The following is a 21,564-nucleotide window of genomic DNA, read 5'->3' as shown; positions in this document are numbered from 1 at the left end:
ATTAAGCGGCGCCGTGGCAACGTTTGAATTTCTTACCCGACCCGCAAGGACATGGTCCATTTCTGGAAACATCTGTTGAACGTGTAACACCATCTTCATCAGCTGCGGTGTACTTAAGCGCTGCTGCTGGTGCCTCTGGTTGTTCTAGACCTTTTGCTTGAACCTTGTTTCCACCTTCAACTTGAACTTCGATGTTAAACAAATAACTAGCAATCTCTTCTTTAATTGCATCCATCATGGCTGTGAAAAGATCGAAACCTTCACGCTGGTATTCAACGAGTGGGTCACGTTGTGCCATAGCACGAAGCCCAATTCCTTCTTGCAAATAATCCATCTCATAGAGATGCTCACGCCATTTGCGATCAAGGACCGAGAGCAAAACTTTGCGCTCTAACTCACGCATTACTTCAGTACCTAGGCTCTCTTCACGTTTTTGATACGCGGCGCTCACATCATCTTGAATTCGAGTGCGTAAAAAATCAGAATCTAGTCCTGCTCGGGAACCAACTTCTTTTTCAATTTCTTCAACTGTAAATGAGACTGGATAAATCACTTTTAAGGCTGTCCAGAGTTTTTCTAGATCCCAATCTTCAGCGAATCCTTCTGCTGTCGCGGCATCAACGTAAGCATCCAAGGTTTCGCCCATGAATTCAGCAACTTGATCCTTAATGTCTTTGCCTTCTAATACAAGGCGGCGTTCACCATAAATTACTTCGCGTTGGCGATTCATGACATCGTCATATTTTAAAACGTTCTTACGGATTTCAAAGTTCTGAGCTTCTACTTGCGTCTGAGCCGAACGAATCGCATTGGAAACCATCTTTGATTCAATCGGTGCATCATCTGGAATTCCAGCAGCTGATAAGAAACGTTCAACCAAGCCTGAATTAAATCTGCGCATGAGTTCATCTTGTAATGAGAGGTAGAAACGAGACTCACCTGGATCGCCTTGGCGACCAGATCGTCCACGCAACTGATTATCGATGCGCCGTGATTCGTGGCGCTCAGTTCCGAGAACATAGAGCCCACCAAGTTCGCTTACTTCATCATGTCCTTTTGAAACAGCAGCCTTTTGCTTTGCTATTTCATCTGGCCAAGCTGCTTCATACTCTTGTGGATTATCAACTGGAGATAATCCCTTACGTTGTAATTCAAAGTCAGCCATAAATTCTGGATTACCGCCGAGCATAATGTCGGTACCGCGTCCTGCCATATTGGTAGCAACTGTTACAGCTCCGACAACACCTGCTCTTGCAATAATTGCTGCTTCACGTTCGTGATGTTTTGCATTGAGAACTTCGTGAGGCACTCCATTTTTCTTAAGCAAGGCCGATAACTCTTCAGATTTTTCAACACTAACAGTTCCAACCAGGACTGGCTGACCTTTGCGATGGCGCTGCACAATATCTGCAGTCACTGCCGCAAATTTTCCTTCTTCTGATTTATAAACTAAATCTGCTTGATCAATTCGAACCATGGAGCGGTTCGTAGGAATAGGCACTACACCGAGCTTGTAGATCTGATGAAATTCAGAAGCCTCAGTCATCGCTGTACCAGTCATACCTGAAAGTTTTTCGTATAAGCGGAAGTAATTCTGAAGAGTAATTGTCGCCAAAGTCTGATTTTCATCTTGGATCTCAATACGTTCTTTAGCTTCTAGAGCTTGGTGCATACCTTCGCTATAGCGACGTCCGGCAAGAATACGGCCTGTGTGTTCATCAACGATTAGTAGTTCACCATTCATAACAACATAATCTTTATCGCGCTTGAAGAGCTCTTTAGCGCGAATTGAGTTATTGAGGTAGCCAATCATCGGTGTATTGGCTGCTTCGTAAAGATTTTCGATCTTAAGTAGCTGTTCTACTTGAGTCACACCTTCTTCAAGAATTCCAACGGTGCGCTTTTTTTCATCTACTTCATAGTGGCGACCACGTTCAAGTTTTTGTGAAATTTGGCTAAATTCCATATACCACTTGGTTGCTTTATCAGCAGGTCCGCTAATAATCAGAGGAGTTCTTGCTTCATCAATTAAAATAGAGTCAACTTCGTCAACTACAGCGAAGTAATGATCTCTGTGTACACAATCAACCATATTCCATGCCATGTTGTCACGTAGATAATCAAAACCAAATTCATTATTTGTGCCATATGTAATATCTGCGCCATATGCCTCGCGACGCTCTGCGGGTGTCATGTTTGCAAGAATTACTCCGACATTTAAGCCAAGGAATCTATGGACACGTCCCATCCATTCGCTATCGCGCTCTGCTAAATAGTCATTGACAGTTACGACGTGAACACCGCGACCTGCCAGTGCATTGAGATATGAGGGAAGAGTTGCAACAAGAGTTTTACCTTCACCGGTTCGCATTTCAGCAATGTTTCCGCGATGTAGTGCGGCTCCACCCATAAGTTGAACGTCATAGTGACGTTGTCCAAGAGTTCGTTTTGCAGCTTCTCGCACCGCAGCAAATGCTTCTGGAAGTAACTGGTCGAGAGTTTCGCCTTGTGTGTAACGATTCTTAAAAGTTTGAGTTTGCTCGCGCAGTTCGTCATCGCTCATTGCGATCATTCGAGATTCTTGCGCATTAATTTGAACAACTAATTTGCTGAGATCTTTAAGGATTCGACCTTCGCCCGCGCGCAGAATGCGATCAAAAAAGGCTGGCATCGAATCACCCTTTCAAAGGTTTAAAGCGTCCGGTCTAAGTAACTGGGTTATCTTAGCGGTGGCGAGAGGCAGGCAGTAATTGCCGCTATCACCCTAATCCCACGCACTTTCAGAGCCCGTCGGGCTTCAAGAAGTGTTGCACCCGTTGTGAGCAAGTCATCGACAAGAATCACATCAGTATCAACTCCAAGTCCGGGCAGTTTATTCCTGTTAATCGCTAATGCTTGATAAATATTTTCACTACGGTCATGGGCACTGAGCCCTGATTGATCTCTTACCCTTCTCGTATGAATCAACAAGTCCATACTTTCAAGTGATTCACTTTGAGCAATTGAATGCGTGATCTCGGAGAGAAAATCTCTACCCCTTTTTCGATTTGAACTCTTCCGAGATGGTGCGGGAACAAGTATTCCCAATTCAAAATCTCGTGATAGTAAATGTAAAGAATGCCTCAGTGCCTCAATGATTAGTTCATCTGCTGCTTTGATCCCATTTTCTTTTGCCGAAAGTATTATGCGCTTTGCAACTGGTGAATACAGAACTGCAGAGTAAACATGCATTGAATCTAATGTGCTTCGATAGAGATGTGGATTCCAGAGTGATCTGCATTTAGAGCAAATAGTTGGACCCAAAGCTCGACATCCAAAACAGCGAGATGGAAATAAAATCTCACTTAATGAGTTAGGTTTAAGCACTGCTTTATGATGGCAAAAGCCACACATCTAACTTTAAAGATTTATGAAGATTGTGGATATTTAAATCGATATATCTTTTGGTTCCAAGCGAATTAAGCGAGATTGAATCTGATTGCCAGCAACTCGTGGCAGAGTCAAAACAAAGTGAGCGCCTTTATCTGGACGCGCCCACACTTCGAGCTCTCCATCATGCAAGCGAGCATCTTCTAGCGCAATGGAAAGACCAAGTCCTGTGCCGCCACGAATTCGAGAACGCGACGGATCTGCGCGCCAGAAACGATCAAATATGCGCAGAAGTGAATTTTCATCCATCCCAATGCCATGATCTCGCACTGCAAGGGCGACATCATTATCGTTGTATTCCACTTGCACGTTTATTGGCTTTGAATCTGCGTGATCAATCGCATTGTTAAATAAATTTCGCAATATTCGTTCTACACGCCGAACATCGGCGTTGATTGATAAATCTTGACTATATGGCGTGAAAATTATCTGTGTGCCCTTTTCCTTTGCAACCAAATCTAAATCATTAATACACCCATTGATCAGGGAGATTAGATTGAAATCAACAGGTTCAAGAACAGCTACTTCAGCATCAAATCGGCTGACTTCTAATAGGTCTTCGAGTAAACGTTCGAATCGATCGATATTGCCAATGAGTAATTCGGCGCTTCGTGCAACCTGTGGATCAAAAGAGCTGCGTGATGAATAAATCACTTCAGATGCCATACGCAAAGTCGTCAGTGGCGTCCTTAGTTCGTGAGAAACGTCAGAAACAAATCGTTGTTGCACGCGTGAAAGGTTTTCTAGCCGCATGATTTGTTGTTGAATCGAGGCAGCCATTTCATTAAATGAAAGCCCAAGGGTTGCAATTTCATCTTTACGGGTGACTTTCATTCGTTGGTTAAAATCTCCTGATGTGAATTTTTCAGCCACACGCGCTGCCTCACGTACTGGCCTGACTACCTGACGCGCAACTAACCACGTAATTAACCCGATCAGAAATACCAGCGCTACGTCTACTAAAATAATAGAGCGCGAAATTAAACTCAAAGTTTTATTCTGATTTGTTAAAGGAAATAATAAATACAGTTCATATTTTCCAGATCTTGGAATAGAAACTATGTCGCCTACCGCAATTGCGGGGACTTGCAAAGATCCTGCATATTTAATGGTGATGTAACTCCAATGCAGCTCTGATGTACTTCGTACCTTTTCACGGAATTTCTCTGGCAAAGATCCAGGATCTACAAGATTTGAAGTTGTCGTAAAGTCTTTTTCGGATGGGTTTGCCATTGGGCCTCTTAACAATGCAAGCTCACGTCCACTTGCACGGGCGCCGACAGTTGTTGCTGCGCTGAGAATTTCTCCAATGAGTTCATCTACCTCTTTTTGTGAACCACTTTTGGCAAGAATTAATCTATATCGCGCACTCACAATTGTTGAACGGGCTTCGTTGATCGATGAATCAAGGTTTACCTGTTTTACATCCGCGGCTACTCGGGAATTTAAAATAGACCCTGAGAGCCAAATAACGGCAGATGAAAGAAGAATTGTTGAGAGCAAGACTCTCAATGCTAAGGAAGTTCTCAGGCGATTAGTCATTGAGCCCATCGCTACTTACTTTGATTTCCTGCTTTATACCCAACGCCACGAACGGTTAAAACTATTTCAGGATGTTCAGGATCATGTTCAATTTTGGCGCGCAGTCTTTGTACGTGCACGTTAACCAACCGTGTATCAGTTGAGTGTCTGTAACCCCATACTTCGCTCAAGAGCGCATCTCTACTAAAAACTCTTCCGGGTTCGCGAGCAAGTGCAACTAGAAGATCAAATTCCAGACGAGTGAGGGCGATAACTTTGCCCGCTCTGCTTACTTCATGAGCGTTAAAATCAATTGATAAATCTGAAATTTTAAGCAGTCCAGCAATATCAGTGTTTGTTTTACGTAGGCGAGTTTTAATCCTTGCGACTAGCTCACTTTGGTGGCGAAAGGGTTTAACCATGTAATCATCGGCGCCAGCTTCTAACCCGCGAACAACATCATGAGTATCTCCCTTTGCTGAGAGCATCACGATTGGCACCATAGATTCGGCGCGTATTTGTTTGCAAACTTCAATTCCATCTAATCCTGGAAGCATTACATCTAGAAGGACTAAGTCTGGAGGATTATTTCTAAATACCTCCAGAGCTTCGTCACCTCTGCTTACTAAATCAACATCTATTCCGGCACCATTTAAAACAATGCCAAGCATCTCTGCTAGGTCCTGGTCGTCATCGACGACCAATACCAAGGTCATTAGCTTCCGTGCTCCCAAGAGTTCAAGTACATATCTTGTGCAGGAGTAAGAACGTCAATTTTTCCGCCCATGCTTTGAAGTTTAAGACTTGCAACTTCCTTATCAATATATGTAGGAACTGTGTGAACACCTGGCTCGAGATTCATTGCTTCCTTAACCAGGTATTCGGCTGTGAGTGCTTGATCTGAAAATGACATATCCATTACTGATGCAGGATGTCCTTCTGCGGCGCCAAGATTAACAAGACGACCTTCAGCGATGAGAAGCAAGCGGCGACCATCTGATAAAACATATTCATCAGTCTGGTGACGCATTTTTGCATTCTTTTTCTTAGCATTTTGCTCAAGCCATGCAACATCGATTTCGATATCAAAGTGACCTGAGTTAGCCATGATTGCGCCATCTTTCATGACGGCAAAGTGCTCATCACGTAATACATCGCGGTTTCCAGTGACAGTAATAAATACATCACCGATTTTTGCAGCATCTGCCATTGGCATAACTCGGAATCCCTGCATCATCGCATCAAGTGCCTTTGTGGGATCAATTTCGGTAATAACTACATCTGCGCCCATACCCTTTGCACGTTCTGCAACACCCTTACCGCAATATCCAAATCCAGCAACGACTAATACGCGACCTGCGAGTAAGAAATTTGTTGCGCGGAAAACTGCGTCAAGAGTTGATTGACCAGTGCCGTAGCGATTATCAAACATATGCTTTGTGTCAGTGTCATTGACGGCAATCATTGGGAACTGAAGTGCGCCATCTTTTGCCATCTGATTGAGGCGAATAACACCCGTAGTTGTTTCTTCGCAACCACCAGCAATATTGCCGATAAGTTCTTTACGAGTGGTGTGCAATGTATTAACAAGATCGCAACCATCGTCAAATACTTGATGCGGTTCAATATCTAGTGCTGCGTTGATGTGTGAGTAGTAACCATCGCGATCAACAGCGTTACGAGCAAATACGCTAATTCCGTATTCGTGAACGAGTGCTGCAGCTGTGTCATCTTGTGTAGAAAGAGGATTAGAAGCACACAGAGCAATTTCTGCGCCACCTGCTTTAAGCACGCGCATTAAATTTGCTGTCTCTGTTGTGACGTGCATGCATGCTGCAATTCGCACGCCAGTAAATGGTTGTGATTTTTCAAAGCGGGCACGGATCTGTGCAAGCACTGGCATGTTGCGCTCTGCCCATTCAATGCGCTTGCGACCTTCTGCAGCAAGTGATGCATCTGCAATGTCATGGCGTGGAATTGTTGCTGTCACTGGTGAATTCACGAACGTTCTCCTTTTAGGTTAAGTACTTGTATGAATTAGACGTGACCTAAGGGGTAGGGCTCTACAGTGTTAGGTTGCTAGTGGCTTAGGTTACTGCCATTGCTTAGAAAGTGAGAACTCAGGCTCTCATTTTCTAACTGTGGCGAGTACCTCATCTTTGATTTTTTCCATGCGGGCACGGTCCTTTGCTTCAACGTTGAGTCGAAGTAGCGGCTCAGTGTTTGAGGGGCGCAGGTTAAACCACCAGGTATCACCATTGATGGTCAGGCCATCAAGGTGGTCGATGCTCACATCGGCTTGCTCTGCATATTTTTGTTCAATAATGCTCATGGCTTTTTGGGCATCTTTAACTTTTGAATTTATTTCACCACTTGAAACATATCGTTGATACGGTTTAAGCAACTTTGAAAGTGATCCCTTAGAAGTTCCAAGGGCTGCAATCGCATGAAGGGCTGCAAGTGCCCCTGAATCTGCTTTCCAAAACTCTTTGAAATAAAAATGTCCTGAATGTTCGCCGCCAAAAACTGCACCGCTCTGCGCCATCATCGCTTTAATGTATGAGTGTCCAACGCGTGATCGAAGAGCTACGCCCCCATTATCTTCTATAACTTCCGCAACTGATCGCGATGAAATGAGATTATATATAATTGAAGATCCAGGATGAATTTTTAGTTCGCGCTGGGCAATAAGCGCTGTTAGGTCAGAAGGATTGACCGTTGCCCCATTTTCATCCACCAAGAAGCACCGATCGGCATCGCCATCGAAAGCTAGGCCAAGGTCTGCTCCGTGTTTTTTGACAGCTTTTTGCAAATCTTTAAGGTTTTTAGGATCAATTGGATTGGCTTCATGGTTTGGAAATGATCCATCAAGTTCAAAAAACATAGGAATTATCTCTAGATTTAAACCTTCAAAAATGGCTGGGGCTGTGTATCCGGCCATGCCATTTCCTGCATCGATAACTATTTTTAGTTTTCTAATTGCCGATACATCCACAAGGGTGTGCAAATGTTTAACGTAATCTGAGAGAACATTGCGGGCGCTCTCTTTTCCGATGTTTCCAAAAGAGACTGGAGAGCCTGATCGAACGAAATTTTCTATTGTGAGCAAACCAGATTCTTTCCCGATAGGTCTGGCACCGCTGAGGCATAACTTAATTCCATTGTATTCAGAAGGATTATGGCTAGCTGTAAACATGGCACCCGGCATGTTTAATTTTCCAGCTGCGAAATACAACATATCTGTCGATGCAAGGCCTAGACGGATTACATCTAAGCCATGAGATGTAACTCCTGCTGAGAATGCATCAGCGAGTTCAGGTGAAGAAGTGCGCATATCCTCACCAATAAGAACTGTTCCAGGTTCACGTTCTTGAATGATAAATCGAGCAAATGCCGCACCTGTTACAAATGCAAAATCAGGAGTTAACTGCGTACCAACTAAACCGCGTATGTCATACGCTTTAAAAATATTTGGAATTTCAGCCGAACCCATGTGCTAAGTCTAGGACGGAACTGCGCGCAAGTGTCCTCTACGACCGAGTGATGTTGCAGCGCTAGCGCTGCTCTGTGGGCTCTGAGTGCTAATTTCTTTTGATCCCACTTCACGAACCGCATCCGCGATTGCCATTAAATCATCGTGAGTCGGGCCGTTATCGTGTGAATTGATAGATGCCTTAATAACATTCCAACCATTTGGAACAGTGAGACGCTCTCCATGTTTTTCACATAAGTCATATGCATGTGGTTCGGAAAAAGTTGCAAGTGGACCAAGTACTGCAGTTGAGTCTGCGTAGTTATAGGTCAAAGTCATAGTTGCAGTGAGACGACAACTCGTTCGCGAACATGCGCGCCCATATCGTGTACTCATGCATACAAGATTAGTGGGGTGTGTACTAAAAACTTGGGATTATCAGGGATTTAAAACGCGAATGTTTGCAGTAGGGATGGCCGATTTTGTCAGAACGCTTCCCGCTATTAATGGAATTGACCCAAAGCCATTTACTGATGCTTGCAGAGCGGAACCGTAGGTGTTGGCACTTACTCGTAAGAAGGTTAAATTCCGAGCATTATCAGGAACCCGCCAGAAAGCGATGTCGCTTGCATTAATAGTTTTACGAAGCTTTTTCCCACCGGCAACCCCGAGTTCGAGATCCACATTGATGCGCTCACCTATGAAAACTAATATTGGTGACATCCCGGTCAGGGCAATGGTGAGGGGGCTCAAGGGCGGAACGGAAGAACTCCAGACGAAATCTTTTCCAACATTGGCAAAGACTCCGGCAACAATTGGTTCATCAGATTCAATTCTTATTCCATATACCGATGAACTCACTTTTGGTGATAATGAAAAATTCATCACCTGACCTTTTTTAAGTAAAATCTCATTAAAGCCAACAGGTGTGAAACGTCCATCTCCAGATATAACTTCAACGCTTATATTTGCATCGGCATCCCCCGGCGCCAATAACCGCAGTTGTTGCGCTGGTGCATTCTTAACTTTTGGTTGAAGAGGAATTGCAGGAATGTAAATTTGCTTCGCTGGCGCAATACCCGGACTTACCAAATCTCCGCCTAACGCACGAAGGCCTTTTCCTCGTTCATCGACCATGTATGCATTCAACCGACCAGATCTAGAAACTACTCGAACCACTATGGAAGATTCACCAGGTGCGAGTGAATCAAGTCCCACTGCCTCAAATGAATTTGCTTTCACAGTAATCGCTTTAGTGCTGGCAGCAGATGTTCCACTCCAAATGAAAACATCTGCAACTGATTCACTGAGTCCGCTATTTACAAGAATTAATTTTCCGCGAGCAGAGATATCGGCTGAACCGCCAACAAACCATTGGCTTGCAGCTGGATCAGAACAAATAGTTCCGCCAGCCCACGATCCTGGCCGACTCTGCCAAACAATCGGTGTAATGCCCTGCGCATCAACAAGAATTGGATCGGTGGGAACGGGGAAACGAAGAGCGCGAGATTTTACAAATTTTGCAGATGTTGAACCAACTCGACGAATCTTCGTATCTTGTGAACCCACAGAAACTTGAGATGTTAAAGAAGTGCCAGTTGAAGGACAGACCACAGATGGATAACTCGTCGAAAACTGCTGACCAGAAATTGATCCACTCAATGTATTTGATGCGCCAATAAGTAAGCCCAAAGTAATGACAATTATGAAAAACCTTCTTAATTTCATGTCAGCTCACTTTCTGACATTTCTCGACGCCTGCGCCCTGCTGGCGCAGCAAGGACAATGAGAGTCACAAGAAAGATAAATTGCAACGATAACAAGCCACGACGATTGGTTCCATCATGGAGCAGTGAAATTTCTCCTGGTTCTGTAACACTAAATTGCGTAAACCCATTTTCATCTTTTGTTCGTTCAAGTGTCTGTCCATTTTGGAACACTTTCCAATATTTGCTGTAAGAATCAGTGAGCAGAATTGTTCCTGGTGAGTAGATCTGTGTGCGCGATCCCACACTCGTACTTAAGATTTCGGAAACTTTTCCACTTGTGTCTATGAAATTGATCCGACTATAAGCATTGCTAACTTTCCAAACGATTCCAGCGCCAGTGGCAGATGCTCGGACGAACCCACCAAGGCCATCAATAGTTCGAACTACTTCCTTATTCGTTGGACTCTTTGCAAAAACATACTTAATTCCATGGCGACCAAGAACTTTAGAGGCAGAAATTCCAGTGCCATCGGCAATTTCTTTAATGGCGTTAGTTACTGCTGGTGATTCTGGTGGTGAAATGTCAGGTTCTCCCAAGAGAACATCATGGCTTCGAGCGAGAAAATATTGCATGGTGTTAACGTCATTAATTTTCACTTGACGCAGAACTAGTGTTTTAACGCCATCTTCAACTCCAAGAAATGCTGGCAAAATTTTAGAATCAGTTGCTCGCATCGGTGAATCGGCGCCTGCTGTTACAAGCCAAGAAATTGTTGAGACTGAATAGAGTGTTGTGACGATGACGAGTAAGCCAGCGAGAATGTGGCGATAATGAAAATTTGTCACAACCAGAACTTCGCGCAACCGATCTAAAACTAAAATTCCAGCGGCTACCGAACAGATAGTTGCAATTGATATGAGTGAACCAGTCCATGTGCGAACTGGTGATGAATTACCATGGCCAGAAATAGAGAGTGAACCGATGAGCACAGCCGCAGCGAGTGCGCCGCTTCCAAAATAAGAAATAACTCGTGCTTTAGTGGAAGAAAAAAGCGCCACAAAAAGTACTAGCGAAACTGGACTCAGTGACCACCATGGCAAAGCACCAGTGCCACCAGGATTAGCAATCAATGCAAAATTAGGTCCACCACCTGCAATAGCTAAACCTGGTTCGAGCAAAAGATTCTTTGGGTTAAGTATAGTTTGAATTGACCAAGGAATTGCAACAAGAAGTGGTGCGATCACTAGAGTCAGACGCCGTGCGAGTCGTTGGTGGAAGTAACGAATATTTCCATATTTAACAAAATCGATAATTGAAATTATGAGCGTAGCAACTAGGACATAGGCAAAAACTTGCATCGAAAACATGAAGGAAATAGAGAGTACTAAGGATAAAAGAAAAATCTTTCTCCATGAAGAGTGTTCAATGGTGAGCCAATCACTTATCAGCAAGCCGATATAAGGCAAGAGCATGAGGGTTACGACGGTTCCTAATCGACCTGAGTTGATGCTGGCTACTGCCACTGGTGAAATTGCGTATAAGAAACTTGCCGTGACCCGTAACCAATTGTGTGAAGTTATTCTTGCAAAGAGCCTAAAACTGGCAAGCATAAAAATCAGTGGAGCTAGGAAGAAGAGAAGTGAAATAAAGAGGCTAGCTTTTCCAAATAAAATCGTTGAACCAAGTGCAACTACAGCAATCCATGCTGGCGCGCTCTGATCAGTTCCCATTCCGATTTGATGCCATGATTCAAAATACATCCGCCACAAATCTCTAGCACCTTCAGGTGTTTGCACAAGTGCTGCGCCAACTAAGGGGCCGTATCTATGCCGTGACCAAATTGCAATCAAAATCAAAATAGCAAAACCTGCAAGGGCTTTAGGTTGTTTAAATATTGTCCACCAACGCCCAGTTGTGGCAGGAGTTAATAAATCTTCATCTTCATTTAATGGATCAAGGGCAGTGCTTGTTTGCTCCACTGTCGGAAGCAATGTACTTCGAATTGAATCAAATAATCTTTCGACTCCCGCCCGAAGTTGATGACGACGGTGCGGAATGAACTCCTTTACTGCGCGAGCAGATAAGAGTCTGTGAGATTTTCTAAACTTACGGGCACTTGCTAGTTCACGTGGGTGAATAACAAGAGTTGCTAAAGCAAGTAGTTCATCACTTGCATATCCCGGTAACTTTGCAAGTAAGAATCCAATGGCGCGAGCCGTAGCCGAACCAAGTAATTGCAAAACAACCCATGGCAACATCCACCATGAAGAATTGACGAGCAAAACATAAGCGGCGTTTCTGCGATCAAGTAAAAGTGGACGGTGCAAAAAAGCTTCCTTCACATCAGCTGATCTTCGCTCAGATGCTGCAGCTTGTGCATGAAAACCTTTAGCTTCACTGACTGCAATGACTGAGTGTCCGGCAACTCTTGCGCGCCAACCAAAATCAACATCATCTCTAAAGAGTGAAAGATTAGGATCGAAACCGCCAAGTTCAACAAAAACATCACGGCGAACCAAGGCGCCTGCGGTACTTACTGCAAGAACATCGTGAACTCCATCGTGCTGTCCTTGGTCATATTCGCGTGGTTCAAGTCCGGTCCAGCGAGCGCCATCGGATGCAATGCTGATACCAATTTCAAGTAAGTGTGATTTGTCGTGCCATCCCAATAATTTTGGACCAGCCATAATCGCTTGTGGTTTTTGCTCCAGCGCTTCAAGTAACTTCTCCAAAGCTTCTGGATGCATTGCACAGTCATCATGCAAAATCCATAGCCATTCATTTTCTGGCGAAGTGGGTGCTGGCAATGTTTGAATCGCTGCCCAAATCGCATCACCAAAACCTGATTCGCGATCAAGAGAAAGCACTGGAATTTTTGCACCTTTAAGTAGTGCCACTGATGAATCAGTTGAACCAGTATCTACTGCAAGAATTTGATTAATCAAACGATTTTGCGAAGTCAATGATGCAACTACTTGTGGTAACCACAACGCACCATCATGTACGACAAGAATTGCGCTTACGTGTCGTAAATCTTCTGCGGCTGTTACAGCCATAAGCAAACCTGTTTTTCGTTCAGGATCGCGCGAGCGCGATTAAGCAGGACGGCGCTTCAGACGGCGGCGTTCACGTTCTGAAAGTCCGCCCCAAATTCCGAAACGTTCATCATGAGCCAGTGCGTATTCCAAACATTGTGAACGCACATCACATGAGAGACAGACTCGCTTTGCTTCGCGAGTTGATCCGCCTTTTTCTGGGAAAAATGCTTCTGGGTCTGTTTGTGCGCAGAGTGCGCGTTCTTGCCACGACAACTCAACGCTCTCACCAGAGATGAGTTGAATGATTGGGCCGGAGCTAAGAGGGGAAGTAGGTGCCTGCTTCTGTGAATCTTGTGGGCGGATCGGCATAGTGTCGATTCTCCTTGTAATTCATGGCTTCATCCCTCATGGATGTGGCCTACTAGAAGAGAATTACACGCTTGTAATCCCTGTAAGTCAAGTCCGAGGCAGGCACTATTGAGCGTGAAATACAGAAAATTTAAAGATTTAAGGGCGAAATTAACTCATTTGAATAGTAATTTCCAATAATTTTCGTATTGGCTGCAACGCGAGTACCTGATGCAATAAAACTATTTACAACCTCTGACCCCGCACCAATGTGTACATCGGCGCAAATGATGCTGCCACGAATTACGACGCCACCTTCAATTGTGCATCCCTGCCCCACGCTGGTGCCTTCACTTAATTGGGCCGTAGGTGCAATCTGAGATGTCGCAGCTACCTTGAAATCTGCCCCCACTAAATGCTGTGATCCTGCAAGCAGTGCTGCCGGTGTTCCGATATCGAGCCAATATGAATCCTCAACGTAGCCATAAATTTTCTTACCGGCTGCGACCAGTGCAGGAAATACATCTCGTTCAACGCTGACCACAGTATTGGCTGTGATTGTGTCAATGACAGATGGATGAAAAACGTAAGAACCCGCGTTTATTGTGTTGGTAATTGGATTTTCCATTTTTTCTAAGAATGCAGTTACTCGCCCATTTTCATCAACTGGGACACAGCCATAGGCCCTGGCATCTGCTACATGGGTTAAGTGCAGTGTTACATCTGCTTTATGCGCAATATGTTCTTGTATTTGCTTGGCCAAATTATGCGAACTTAAAACATCGCCGTTGAAAATAACGATTGGTTCATCAGAACCTGCTGGAAGATTTAATGCTGCAGCAGCATTTTTGATTGCACCGCCTGTGCCAAGTGGAGTCTCTTCCACTGCATAGGCAATATTGATTCCCCATCGTGATCCATCGCCAAAATAGGGTGTGAAAATTTCTGATAAATACGAAGTAGCCAAGACGATAGTTGTAACACCTGCACGCTTTGCAGCCATTAATTGATGTTCTGTTACTGGTAAACCTGCGATTGGAAGCATCGGCTTAGGAGTATCGCGAGTCAAAGGCATCAGGCGCGTGCCCATTCCGCCTACGAGAAGAATTCCTAGAGTCATCTATTGCGCCTGTGAAGATGTAATGCGCGCAGCTGCATCTGCAATGGCAGCATCTGTAGCTGTCATTGCAATACGAACGTGCTGTGAACCATCTGCTCCATAAAAAATTCCGGGTGTTACTAAAATTCCTAATTTCGCGAGCGCTTCAACTGATTTCCAGGCATCTTCGCCTCGTGTACACCAGATATAGAGCCCCGCTTCTGAGTGTTCGATTGTGAAACCAATTGATTGCAGAGCTGGTGACAAAGTTTTGCGACGAGTGTTATAGCGAGCACGTTGTTCGCTTACGTGATTTGAATCCCCAAGGGCTGCAATCATGGCGTGCTGAATTGGAAGTGCCACCATCATTCCTGCATGTTTTCTAATTTCAAGTATCTTCCTAATTAATTCTGAATCACCAACAACAAAGGCTGCTCGATACCCGGCCATTGAAGATCGTTTAGAGAGTGAAAGAACAGCCAAAATATTTGAATTGTTTCCTTGGGTGTAATTTAAAATTGAAGTGGGCGTTACGGAGTCACCAAACTCCAAATAACATTCGTCAGAGACCACTGGAGTATTGTTTTTTCTAGAATATTCAATAGCAGACTTAAGTTCGGCTTCTGTATGGACTCGACCAGTGGGATTAGATGGTGAATTAATCCACGCTAAATCTGCCTGTGGCCACTGTTGGGTATCAAGATCAACTGTAATTGCTTCGGCTCCTGCAAGAATTGCTCCAACGTTATAAGTGGGATAAGCAATTTTCGGAATTATCACTTTTTTGGATTGCAGAAAAGTTGGTAGCCATGCAACAAATTCCTTAGATCCAATTAATGGCAAAACATCGAATTCGCCCGTGGCACCTAAATTCTTTGCTGCCCACTTTTTAATCGCTTCGCGTAATTGCGGCGTTCCGGCTGTCAGTGGGTAACTCGGAGAATTTGAATGTTCGGATAAAGATTCCTGAATAAAATCTGGAGTTGGATCTACCGGAGTTCCTTGGGATAGATCAATAATTCCTGCAGGGTGTTGACGTGCTAGATCTCCAAAGGGCGCTAATGCATCCCACGGAAAATCAGGAAGTTTCAGTGCACGCGCCTTTACTCGCTCTTTGCTGCAGCAGCAATGACGTCGGCGTGATCTGTACTAGTTGGGCCAACTTTGGCAGCGCCACCAGGTGAACCAAGTTCTACGAAAAACTCACTATTAACTTTTTGAAAGTCTTTCCATGGGCCTGGAACATCATCCTCATAATAAATTGCTTCAACAGGGCACACAGGCTCGCACGCGCCACAGTCAACGCACTCATCTGGCTGGATGTACAACATGCGATTGCCTTCATAAATGCAGTCCACTGGACACTCTTCGATGCAGGACTTGTCCTTCACATCGATACATGGTTGGGCAATCACATATGTCACGAGCTTGGCCTCCTTGAAACTCATTCATGTGGCTTAAGTAGCCATTTCTATAGCGCGATTGTAATGCGAAGCGCCTGTAACTCGCGACTTTGGCGTGGGCGATTATCGTTACACCTATGAAGGCTCCTATTGGCGCGCGAGTCAGTATTCGCTTCCATGATCCCGAAGGTGGATTTCGGGACCTGGTTGGATATTTGGAGTCCGAAAATACTCTTCGTAATCGACACGGTGAACTCATTGAATTTGATCGCGAAAAGATTGCTGTTTATAAAGTCATAGAAGAGATTACGCATCTAGCCGGACATGGCGCTCCACTTTCATTGCGCATTGAAGAACTAGAAAATGTATTGACCGCCACGTGGCCACCGCTTACACAGGAATTATTTGGAAAATGGTTATTGCGAACATCTGGAAAATTCACGATGCGAGCTAACTCGGTTTTGCCTCGCGGAAAAGCTCCTTATGGTGAGCCGCCACAAGAAATTGATGAAGCAATTGCACATGTAATTGCGCATTATGAAAAGGCGGGACTGGTTCCTACTTTTGCTATTCCTCTTCCAACGTATCAAGAATTAGATTCAAAACTTTTTGATAACGGTTGGATTGAAAAGGTTCGCGCGCACGTCATGGTTGCCGATATCGCACACCGCGATCTGAGTAAATCTCAATTTACACTTTCCATTTCAGAATCATTCGATGATGAGTGGCTTGCCTTACAAGAAGATCACGGCGTTGCTGACCTCATGCGCGCATATCCCGCTCTCTATGCATCTGTCTTCGACGGTGAAAAACTCATTGGCGTTGGCCGCACCTCGCATGCAGATGGCTGGAGCGCTCTTTCGCGAGTTTTTGTCGAACCTAACTATCGCGGCCAAGGAGTCAGTAAGTTAGTTGTGAACGCACTTCTTGGCGCATCCTTTGAGGCAGGAATAAAAAAATCTGTGCTCCAGGTAGATTCGAAAAATACTATTGCGATCCACCTTTATTCATCCCTTGGTTTTTCATTTCATCACGAATATGTGTATCGCTGCTATCAAAAAACTTTAAACTTAATTTCCCAGGAGTGCTGCTGATGGTCCTATCCATTTATGACACTTTCTCCCGCAAACCGAGTGCGATTACCTCCCTTAACGGGGTGGTCACTATGTACTGCTGTGGGCCCACGGTTTATCGCGATGCTCATGTCGGCAATTTACGCACATTCTTATTAAGTGATCTCATCGCTCGCACGATTCGTTTAAGCGGGCTGAGCGTTGAAATGATTCAAAATATTACAGATGTAGGACATATGTCTGATGATTTTCAAGAAGATAAAATGCTTGAGCAATCTAAGAAAGAGAAGATTGATCCATTCGACATTGCGCGCAAATACGAAGAGCGTTTTCACATAGATCTTGCGAATTTAAATATTGTTCCTGCACAAAAATATCCACGTGCGAGTGAGTCAATTGAGCTCATGCTTGAAATGATTTCAGCGCTAATTCTTAAAGGCGCTGCCTATGTTGGTGAAGATGGAACTGTTTATTTCGACGCACAATCTTTTCCTGGATACGGGCACATCAGTGGCAACCGATTGGAATCACTCAAGCCTGGCCACCGCTATGAATACGTGGAAGATGGAGTGAAAAAGTTTCATGCTGATTGGTCGCTGTGGAAACCTGCCGGAGATAGAAAAGCCATGGTCTGGGATTCACCATGGGGGCCTGGTTTTCCAGGTTGGCACATTGAATGTTCTGCAATGTCATTAAAGTTTTTGCACGGCCACATCAATGTTCATGTGGGTGGAATCGATTTACGTTTTCCACATCACGAAAACGAGCGCGCACAATCAAATTCGATTACCGGAAACGAAAGTGTGGATCTCTGGGTTCACGGCGAACACCTTTTGTTTGAAGGTCGAAAAATGTCAAAGAGTGCTGGAAATGTTGTGCTTCTAGATGATGTAATCGCAAAGGGATTTGATCCACTTGCCTTGCGTTTATGTTTTCTTGAAAATCGTTACAGATCACAGATGGATTTATCGTGGCAATCAATTTCGGCAGCCCACGACACAATCAAACGTTGGCGCACCAAAATTGCCATCTGGGGTGCTTCCCGGAGTATTGAAATTGATTCAACGATTCTGGCTGTCCTTGAAAATGATTTAGATACCCCTCGAGTAACCACCTACCTACGTAGCGTTGAAAAAGATAACAATTTAACTGATGCCCAAAAAGCTAATGCATTCCTCTTTGCAGATCAGGTGCTTGGTCTCGAACTTTCACGCACACAAGAAGTTCAAGAACTCACACCAGAGTTAATAGATCTCTTAGCCCAACGCGAGTCCGCGCGATCTGCCAAGAATTGGGCTCTGAGTGATGATTTACGTGTGCGACTTGAAAATGCAGGCTTAGAGATTTCAGATTCTTCTTCAGGACAAAGTTGGAGCTGGCGCTAGTTACGCGGGCATTGCCATAACAATAAATAAAGATATGAGTCCTAAAAATACAAGTGCGCTGCCTTGAGCATTGCCCTGAACTAATAGTTCGTTTCCAACGCCAAATGTTGATGCCCGCCAGAGAATAAATCCCCATGCAAGGGATGCAACCAATTTGTATTTTCTTGCCCCGAATTGACGACCAATGGCCCAAATAGTTGCTGCAGAACCAACAAGTGCCAGAACCAAACCAATTGGTGGATAAAAAACATGAAGCAAAACTGCTGCGATTCCCGCCAAAATTCCAAGCGCAGCTGAATAAATAAACTTCATGCCTGGGTTACTCCAGCAAATAAATCTGTCTCTCGACCATTGGCATCAAATGGTTCACTCTTTTTGCCATGGACAAGTGAGTAATACTCGTGGCCCCACACTTGTTGTCCAAGATTATTTGAGAGTGCGAAAAATGGACCATCTAATTCAATTTGGGTTGCGTGAGCAGCCATGGCCTTCATCTTTAGGTCAACATAAGTTGTTCCATCAATCATTGCTGTCACAAGCGCATCGTCTTTAGCAAATGGGAGATCATCAACATTGTCGGCCCCAAAGAAATCTGATCCGATTTCTCTCATCTTTGCTATACCTTCAGCTAAAACAGATTTTGGCATTGCATTCCAATAAATTTTAGAAATTTTCCATTGCGCTAATTCACTTGCCCTCATTGCCACACGATGGGCTTGAATGTGATCTGGGTGGCCATATCCCCCGATTTCATCATATGTAACTAGTACGTGAGGCTTAACTTCCTCAATAACTTTGACTAGATGCGCTGAAGCGCCATCTAAATCTGCTTGCCAAAAAACATCCGGACGGTTATTTGGTTCTGTGCCCATCATGCCGCTATCTCGAAACTTAACTGATTTGTCACCGAGAAAACGAAAATCACTAATGCCAAGTGCATCCATTGCATCTTTGAGTTCGATCTCGCGATGCTCACCGAGTGAATCGGTGTGAGTACTTGCTAGGTGGCTTAAATCTGAGATTAAAACTTCGCCTTCTTCCCCGCGCGTACAGGTAACAAGTGTTACTTGCGCTCCAAGGTCTGCATACATTGCCATTGTTGCGCCATTATTAATGGTTTCATCATCAGGATGTGCGTGCACTAAAAGTAAGCGAAAGCCTTTGTAACTATCTAGCACTTAGTACACCGGCAAAGAGGTATCAATTTGTTTGGCCCAAGCAACAACTCCGCCGCTGACGTGTGTCGCATCTGCAAATCCAGCACTCTTAAGGATCGCCAAGCACTCTGCCGAGCGCACGCCAGATTTGCAGTGCAGAATGATTGGCTTATCTTGTGGCAAGCCAGCCAGAGCGCTTCCATCTAAGAAACCCTGCTTAGGAATTAATACCGCACCTGGAATTTTCACTATCTCAAACTCACTTGGTTCGCGCACATCAATAAGTAGGAACTTGTCATTATTATCAATCTTTGCTTTGAGTTCGGTAACTGAAATTGTCGAATCCTTAACGGCTACTTCTGCTGCATCGGAGAGAACTCCACAGAAAGCTTCGTAATCTGGCAACAATGTGGTTTGTGTTGGTTTGTCGCTGCACAATGGACACTTGGGATCTTTGCGCACTTTAATCTTTCGATATGACATTTCGAGTGCGTCATAAATCATTAGTTGGCCAATTAGTGGTTCGCCAATTCCAGCAATTAATTTAATTGCCTCAGTGGTTTGAATAGATCCAATGGACGCACAGAGAACACCGAGCACTCCACCTTCGGCACAACTTGGAACCATGCCAGGTGGTGGTGGTTCTGGATATAAACAACGGTAGCAAGGACCGTATTCAGCCCAGAAAACACTTGCTTGTCCGTCGAAGCGATAAATCGAACCCCATACATATGGCTTTTTTAACAACACGCATGCATCGTTTACTAAGTAACGGGTTGCGAAATTGTCCGTGCCATCAACGATGAGATCGTATTGTGAAAATATCTCCATAACATTGTCAGTATCTAGGCGAAGCTCATGCACGATTACATTCACATTTGGGTTGATCTCTGCAATTTTCTCTTTTGCAGAAATTGCCTTGCTCTTTCCAATATCACTTTGTCCATGAATAATTTGTCGTTGTAAATTTGATTCATCGACAGTGTCGAATTCGACGATACCGAGTGTGCCAACACCTGCGGCTGCAAGATACATAAGTGCAGGAGAGCCAAGTCCTCCGGCGCCAACGCAGAGTACTTTTGCGTTCATCAATCGTTGCTGGCCTGCCATTGCCACATCAGGAATTATTAGGTGACGGCTGTATCGACGCACTTCATCAACTGTGAGTGCGCGACCTTTATCAACCAATGGTGGGATATTCATAACCGTCCTGAATGTGGAGTACGACAATGCGCTTATTCTGCCGTACTCAGGAGAGCACTGCCAATTTGAAGGCTTTTGCCTCTACGATTAGCCGTGATGAGTACTTCAGCCAATCTGCGAGATAACAAACCTCGCTTACCACGCGATGAACGCCGTGCGCTTTTGCTATCTGCCGCCCTCGAAGTTTTCACTGCTGCCGGATATCACTCTGCCGCAATGGATGAAATTGCAGATCGTGCGGGAGTAAGCAAGCCAGTTTTATATCAGCACTTTCCATCTAAGTTAGAACTTTATTTAGCAGTTTTAGATCTTCATATCGATTCACTTGTTTATGAAATCCAAAAAGCAATTTCATCCACGCCAGATAACGCAAACCGAGTACGCGCTACAGTCGATGCTTATTTTGGATTCATCGAAAGTGAAGGCGAAGCATTTCGTCTGCTCTTTGAAAGCGACATGAGTGTTGAACCCTCAGTTGCTGAAAGGCTTAATCGCATGACTTATGACTGCGCTGCAGCCGTGAGTGCGATCATTTCCCTCGATACCGGTCTACCTAAAGAAGTTGCCATGTTGCTAGGCGTTGGTTTAATCGGTAGCGCACAAGTTACTGCTCGTCATTGGCTAGAGCGCGATAGCAAATTAACCCGTCAGCAAGCCGTGGATTTAGTTGAAAATCTCATGTGGCGAGGAATTTCAGGCTTTCCCAGCAAATAATTGAGGAAACCC

Annotated in this window: 19 protein-coding genes; 3 read left to right on the top strand and 16 right to left on the bottom strand. The window is 44.5% G+C overall.

Translation table 11 applies throughout. The annotated features are described in order from the left end of the window. Position 1 precedes the first annotated feature (1 nt). The 13 genes from secA to fdxA all read right to left on the bottom strand — a co-directional run bounded on the left by secA (position 2) and on the right by fdxA (position 16,041). Positions 2-2,671: a preprotein translocase subunit SecA gene (secA, locus tag PHILAsVB114_RS01905; protein WP_095697717.1), complete on the bottom strand. Its 2,670-nt coding sequence runs from the start codon at positions 2,669-2,671 to the stop codon at positions 2-4. 47 nt (positions 2,672-2,718) lie between these two features. Beyond that, positions 2,719-3,231: a ComF family protein gene (locus PHILAsVB114_RS01900; RefSeq protein ID WP_095697716.1), complete on the bottom strand. Its 513-nt coding sequence runs from the start codon at positions 3,229-3,231 to the stop codon at positions 2,719-2,721. Positions 3,232-3,426: 195 nt separating this feature from the next. Further along, positions 3,427-4,971, bottom strand: a complete 1,545-nt coding sequence (gene mtrB, locus PHILAsVB114_RS01895; protein ID WP_204246816.1) for an MtrAB system histidine kinase MtrB — start codon at positions 4,969-4,971, stop codon at positions 3,427-3,429. Between the two features lie 11 nt (positions 4,972-4,982). Further along, positions 4,983-5,666 carry an MtrAB system response regulator MtrA gene (mtrA, locus tag PHILAsVB114_RS01890; RefSeq protein WP_095697714.1) on the bottom strand — a complete coding sequence of 228 codons (684 nt, stop codon included), beginning with the start codon at positions 5,664-5,666 and terminating at the stop codon, positions 4,983-4,985. Beyond that, positions 5,666-6,952 carry an adenosylhomocysteinase gene (gene ahcY, locus PHILAsVB114_RS01885; protein ID WP_095697713.1) on the bottom strand — a complete coding sequence of 429 codons (1,287 nt, stop codon included), beginning with the start codon at positions 6,950-6,952 and terminating at the stop codon, positions 5,666-5,668. Before ahcY ends, mtrA begins: the two co-directional genes overlap by 1 nt. Positions 6,953-7,078: 126 nt before the next feature. Further along, entirely contained in the window at positions 7,079-8,443 is a 1,365-nt protein-coding gene (locus tag PHILAsVB114_RS01880; RefSeq protein ID WP_095697712.1) for a phosphomannomutase/phosphoglucomutase, read from the bottom strand. Positions 8,444-8,452: 9 nt separating this feature from the next. Further along, positions 8,453-8,818, bottom strand: coding sequence for a DUF3499 domain-containing protein (locus tag PHILAsVB114_RS01875; protein WP_095697711.1), 366 nt, complete (start codon positions 8,816-8,818; stop codon positions 8,453-8,455). Positions 8,819-8,860: 42 nt separating this feature from the next. Continuing rightward, positions 8,861-10,150: a DUF5719 family protein gene (locus PHILAsVB114_RS01870; protein WP_095697710.1), complete on the bottom strand. Its 1,290-nt coding sequence runs from the start codon at positions 10,148-10,150 to the stop codon at positions 8,861-8,863. Further along, the gene (locus PHILAsVB114_RS01865) at positions 10,147-13,188 is read right to left on the bottom strand and encodes a glycosyltransferase family 2 protein (protein ID WP_095697709.1); all 3,042 of its coding nucleotides are present in this window, start codon (positions 13,186-13,188) and stop codon (positions 10,147-10,149) included. Before PHILAsVB114_RS01865 ends, PHILAsVB114_RS01870 begins: the two co-directional genes overlap by 4 nt. Before the next feature lie 39 nt (positions 13,189-13,227). Then, positions 13,228-13,539, bottom strand: a complete 312-nt coding sequence (locus PHILAsVB114_RS01860) for a WhiB family transcriptional regulator (protein ID WP_204246815.1) — start codon at positions 13,537-13,539, stop codon at positions 13,228-13,230. Positions 13,540-13,669: 130 nt separating this feature from the next. Next, positions 13,670-14,638 carry a nucleotidyltransferase family protein gene (locus PHILAsVB114_RS01855; protein ID WP_095697708.1) on the bottom strand — a complete coding sequence of 323 codons (969 nt, stop codon included), beginning with the start codon at positions 14,636-14,638 and terminating at the stop codon, positions 13,670-13,672. After that, positions 14,639-15,709 carry a succinyldiaminopimelate transaminase gene (gene dapC / locus PHILAsVB114_RS01850; protein ID WP_095697707.1) on the bottom strand — a complete coding sequence of 357 codons (1,071 nt, stop codon included), beginning with the start codon at positions 15,707-15,709 and terminating at the stop codon, positions 14,639-14,641. It abuts the gene before it with no gap. 11 nt (positions 15,710-15,720) lie between these two features. Further along, entirely contained in the window at positions 15,721-16,041 is a 321-nt protein-coding gene (gene fdxA / locus PHILAsVB114_RS01845; protein ID WP_095697706.1) for a ferredoxin, read from the bottom strand. A 116-nt stretch (positions 16,042-16,157) separates the two neighbouring features. On the opposite strand from fdxA, the gene PHILAsVB114_RS01840 reads away from it, so the two are divergent. Together PHILAsVB114_RS01840 and cysS are read left to right on the top strand one after the other, a co-directional pair. Next, positions 16,158-17,114 carry a GNAT family N-acetyltransferase gene (locus tag PHILAsVB114_RS01840; protein ID WP_157906136.1) on the top strand — a complete coding sequence of 319 codons (957 nt, stop codon included), beginning with the start codon at positions 16,158-16,160 and terminating at the stop codon, positions 17,112-17,114. Further along, positions 17,114-18,478 (top strand): cysteine--tRNA ligase, encoded by a 1,365-nt coding sequence (cysS, locus tag PHILAsVB114_RS01835; protein WP_095697704.1) that lies wholly within the window; start codon positions 17,114-17,116, stop codon positions 18,476-18,478. The genes PHILAsVB114_RS01840 and cysS overlap by 1 nt, the downstream gene beginning before the upstream one ends. Here cysS and PHILAsVB114_RS01830 read toward each other — a convergent pair whose 3' ends face one another. Genes PHILAsVB114_RS01830 through moeZ form a run of 3 tightly spaced genes read right to left on the bottom strand, consistent with a single transcriptional unit; the run spans position 18,479 to position 20,838 of the window. Then, positions 18,479-18,790, bottom strand: a complete 312-nt coding sequence (locus PHILAsVB114_RS01830; protein ID WP_095697703.1) for a hypothetical protein — start codon at positions 18,788-18,790, stop codon at positions 18,479-18,481. Beyond that, on the bottom strand, positions 18,787-19,656 hold the full coding sequence (mshB, locus tag PHILAsVB114_RS01825; protein WP_095697702.1) for an N-acetyl-1-D-myo-inositol-2-amino-2-deoxy-alpha-D-glucopyranoside deacetylase: 870 nt from the start codon (positions 19,654-19,656) through the stop codon (positions 18,787-18,789). The genes PHILAsVB114_RS01830 and mshB overlap by 4 nt, the downstream gene beginning before the upstream one ends. Then, a complete protein-coding gene (gene moeZ / locus PHILAsVB114_RS01820; RefSeq protein WP_095697701.1) occupies positions 19,657-20,838 on the bottom strand; it encodes an adenylyltransferase/sulfurtransferase MoeZ in 1,182 nt (393 codons plus the stop codon). It abuts the gene before it with no gap. A gap of 96 nt (positions 20,839-20,934) precedes the next feature. Between moeZ and PHILAsVB114_RS01815 the strand changes: the two genes are divergently transcribed. Further along, a complete protein-coding gene (locus PHILAsVB114_RS01815; protein WP_095697700.1) occupies positions 20,935-21,552 on the top strand; it encodes a TetR/AcrR family transcriptional regulator in 618 nt (205 codons plus the stop codon). Positions 21,553-21,564 lie beyond the last annotated feature (12 nt).

Source organism: Candidatus Planktophila limnetica (assembly GCF_002288365.1).
GTDB classification, from domain to species: Bacteria; Actinomycetota; Actinomycetes; order Nanopelagicales; family Nanopelagicaceae; genus Planktophila; species Planktophila limnetica.
This window is presented reverse-complemented; position numbering and strand designations above follow the sequence as displayed.

What these genes read in the sequence shown, in the direction of transcription:
- PHILAsVB114_RS01830 (WP_095697703.1), bottom strand. Translation starts at nt 18,790, where the DNA reads ATGAAGTTTATTTATTCAGCTGCGCTTGGAATTTTGGCGGGAATCGCA.
- mtrA (WP_095697714.1), bottom strand. Translation starts at nt 5,666, where the DNA reads ATGACCTTGGTATTGGTCGTCGATGACGACCAGGACCTAGCAGAGATG.
- PHILAsVB114_RS01815 (WP_095697700.1), top strand. Translation starts at nt 20,935, where the DNA reads ATGAGTACTTCAGCCAATCTGCGAGATAACAAACCTCGCTTACCACGC.
- secA (WP_095697717.1), bottom strand. Translation starts at nt 2,671, where the DNA reads ATGCCAGCCTTTTTTGATCGCATTCTGCGCGCGGGCGAAGGTCGAATC.
- PHILAsVB114_RS01860 (WP_204246815.1), bottom strand. Translation starts at nt 13,539, where the DNA reads ATGCCGATCCGCCCACAAGATTCACAGAAGCAGGCACCTACTTCCCCT.
- PHILAsVB114_RS01870 (WP_095697710.1), bottom strand. Translation starts at nt 10,150, where the DNA reads ATGAAATTAAGAAGGTTTTTCATAATTGTCATTACTTTGGGCTTACTT.
- mtrB (WP_204246816.1), bottom strand. Translation starts at nt 4,971, where the DNA reads ATGACTAATCGCCTGAGAACTTCCTTAGCATTGAGAGTCTTGCTCTCA.
- cysS (WP_095697704.1), top strand. Translation starts at nt 17,114, where the DNA reads ATGGTCCTATCCATTTATGACACTTTCTCCCGCAAACCGAGTGCGATT.
- PHILAsVB114_RS01865 (WP_095697709.1), bottom strand. Translation starts at nt 13,188, where the DNA reads ATGGCTGTAACAGCCGCAGAAGATTTACGACACGTAAGCGCAATTCTT.
- PHILAsVB114_RS01855 (WP_095697708.1), bottom strand. Translation starts at nt 14,638, where the DNA reads ATGACTCTAGGAATTCTTCTCGTAGGCGGAATGGGCACGCGCCTGATG.
- PHILAsVB114_RS01880 (WP_095697712.1), bottom strand. Translation starts at nt 8,443, where the DNA reads ATGGGTTCGGCTGAAATTCCAAATATTTTTAAAGCGTATGACATACGC.
- PHILAsVB114_RS01875 (WP_095697711.1), bottom strand. Translation starts at nt 8,818, where the DNA reads ATGAGTACACGATATGGGCGCGCATGTTCGCGAACGAGTTGTCGTCTC.
- PHILAsVB114_RS01840 (WP_157906136.1), top strand. Translation starts at nt 16,158, where the DNA reads ATGAAGGCTCCTATTGGCGCGCGAGTCAGTATTCGCTTCCATGATCCC.
- PHILAsVB114_RS01900 (WP_095697716.1), bottom strand. Translation starts at nt 3,231, where the DNA reads ATGCATGTTTACTCTGCAGTTCTGTATTCACCAGTTGCAAAGCGCATA.
- moeZ (WP_095697701.1), bottom strand. Translation starts at nt 20,838, where the DNA reads ATGAATATCCCACCATTGGTTGATAAAGGTCGCGCACTCACAGTTGAT.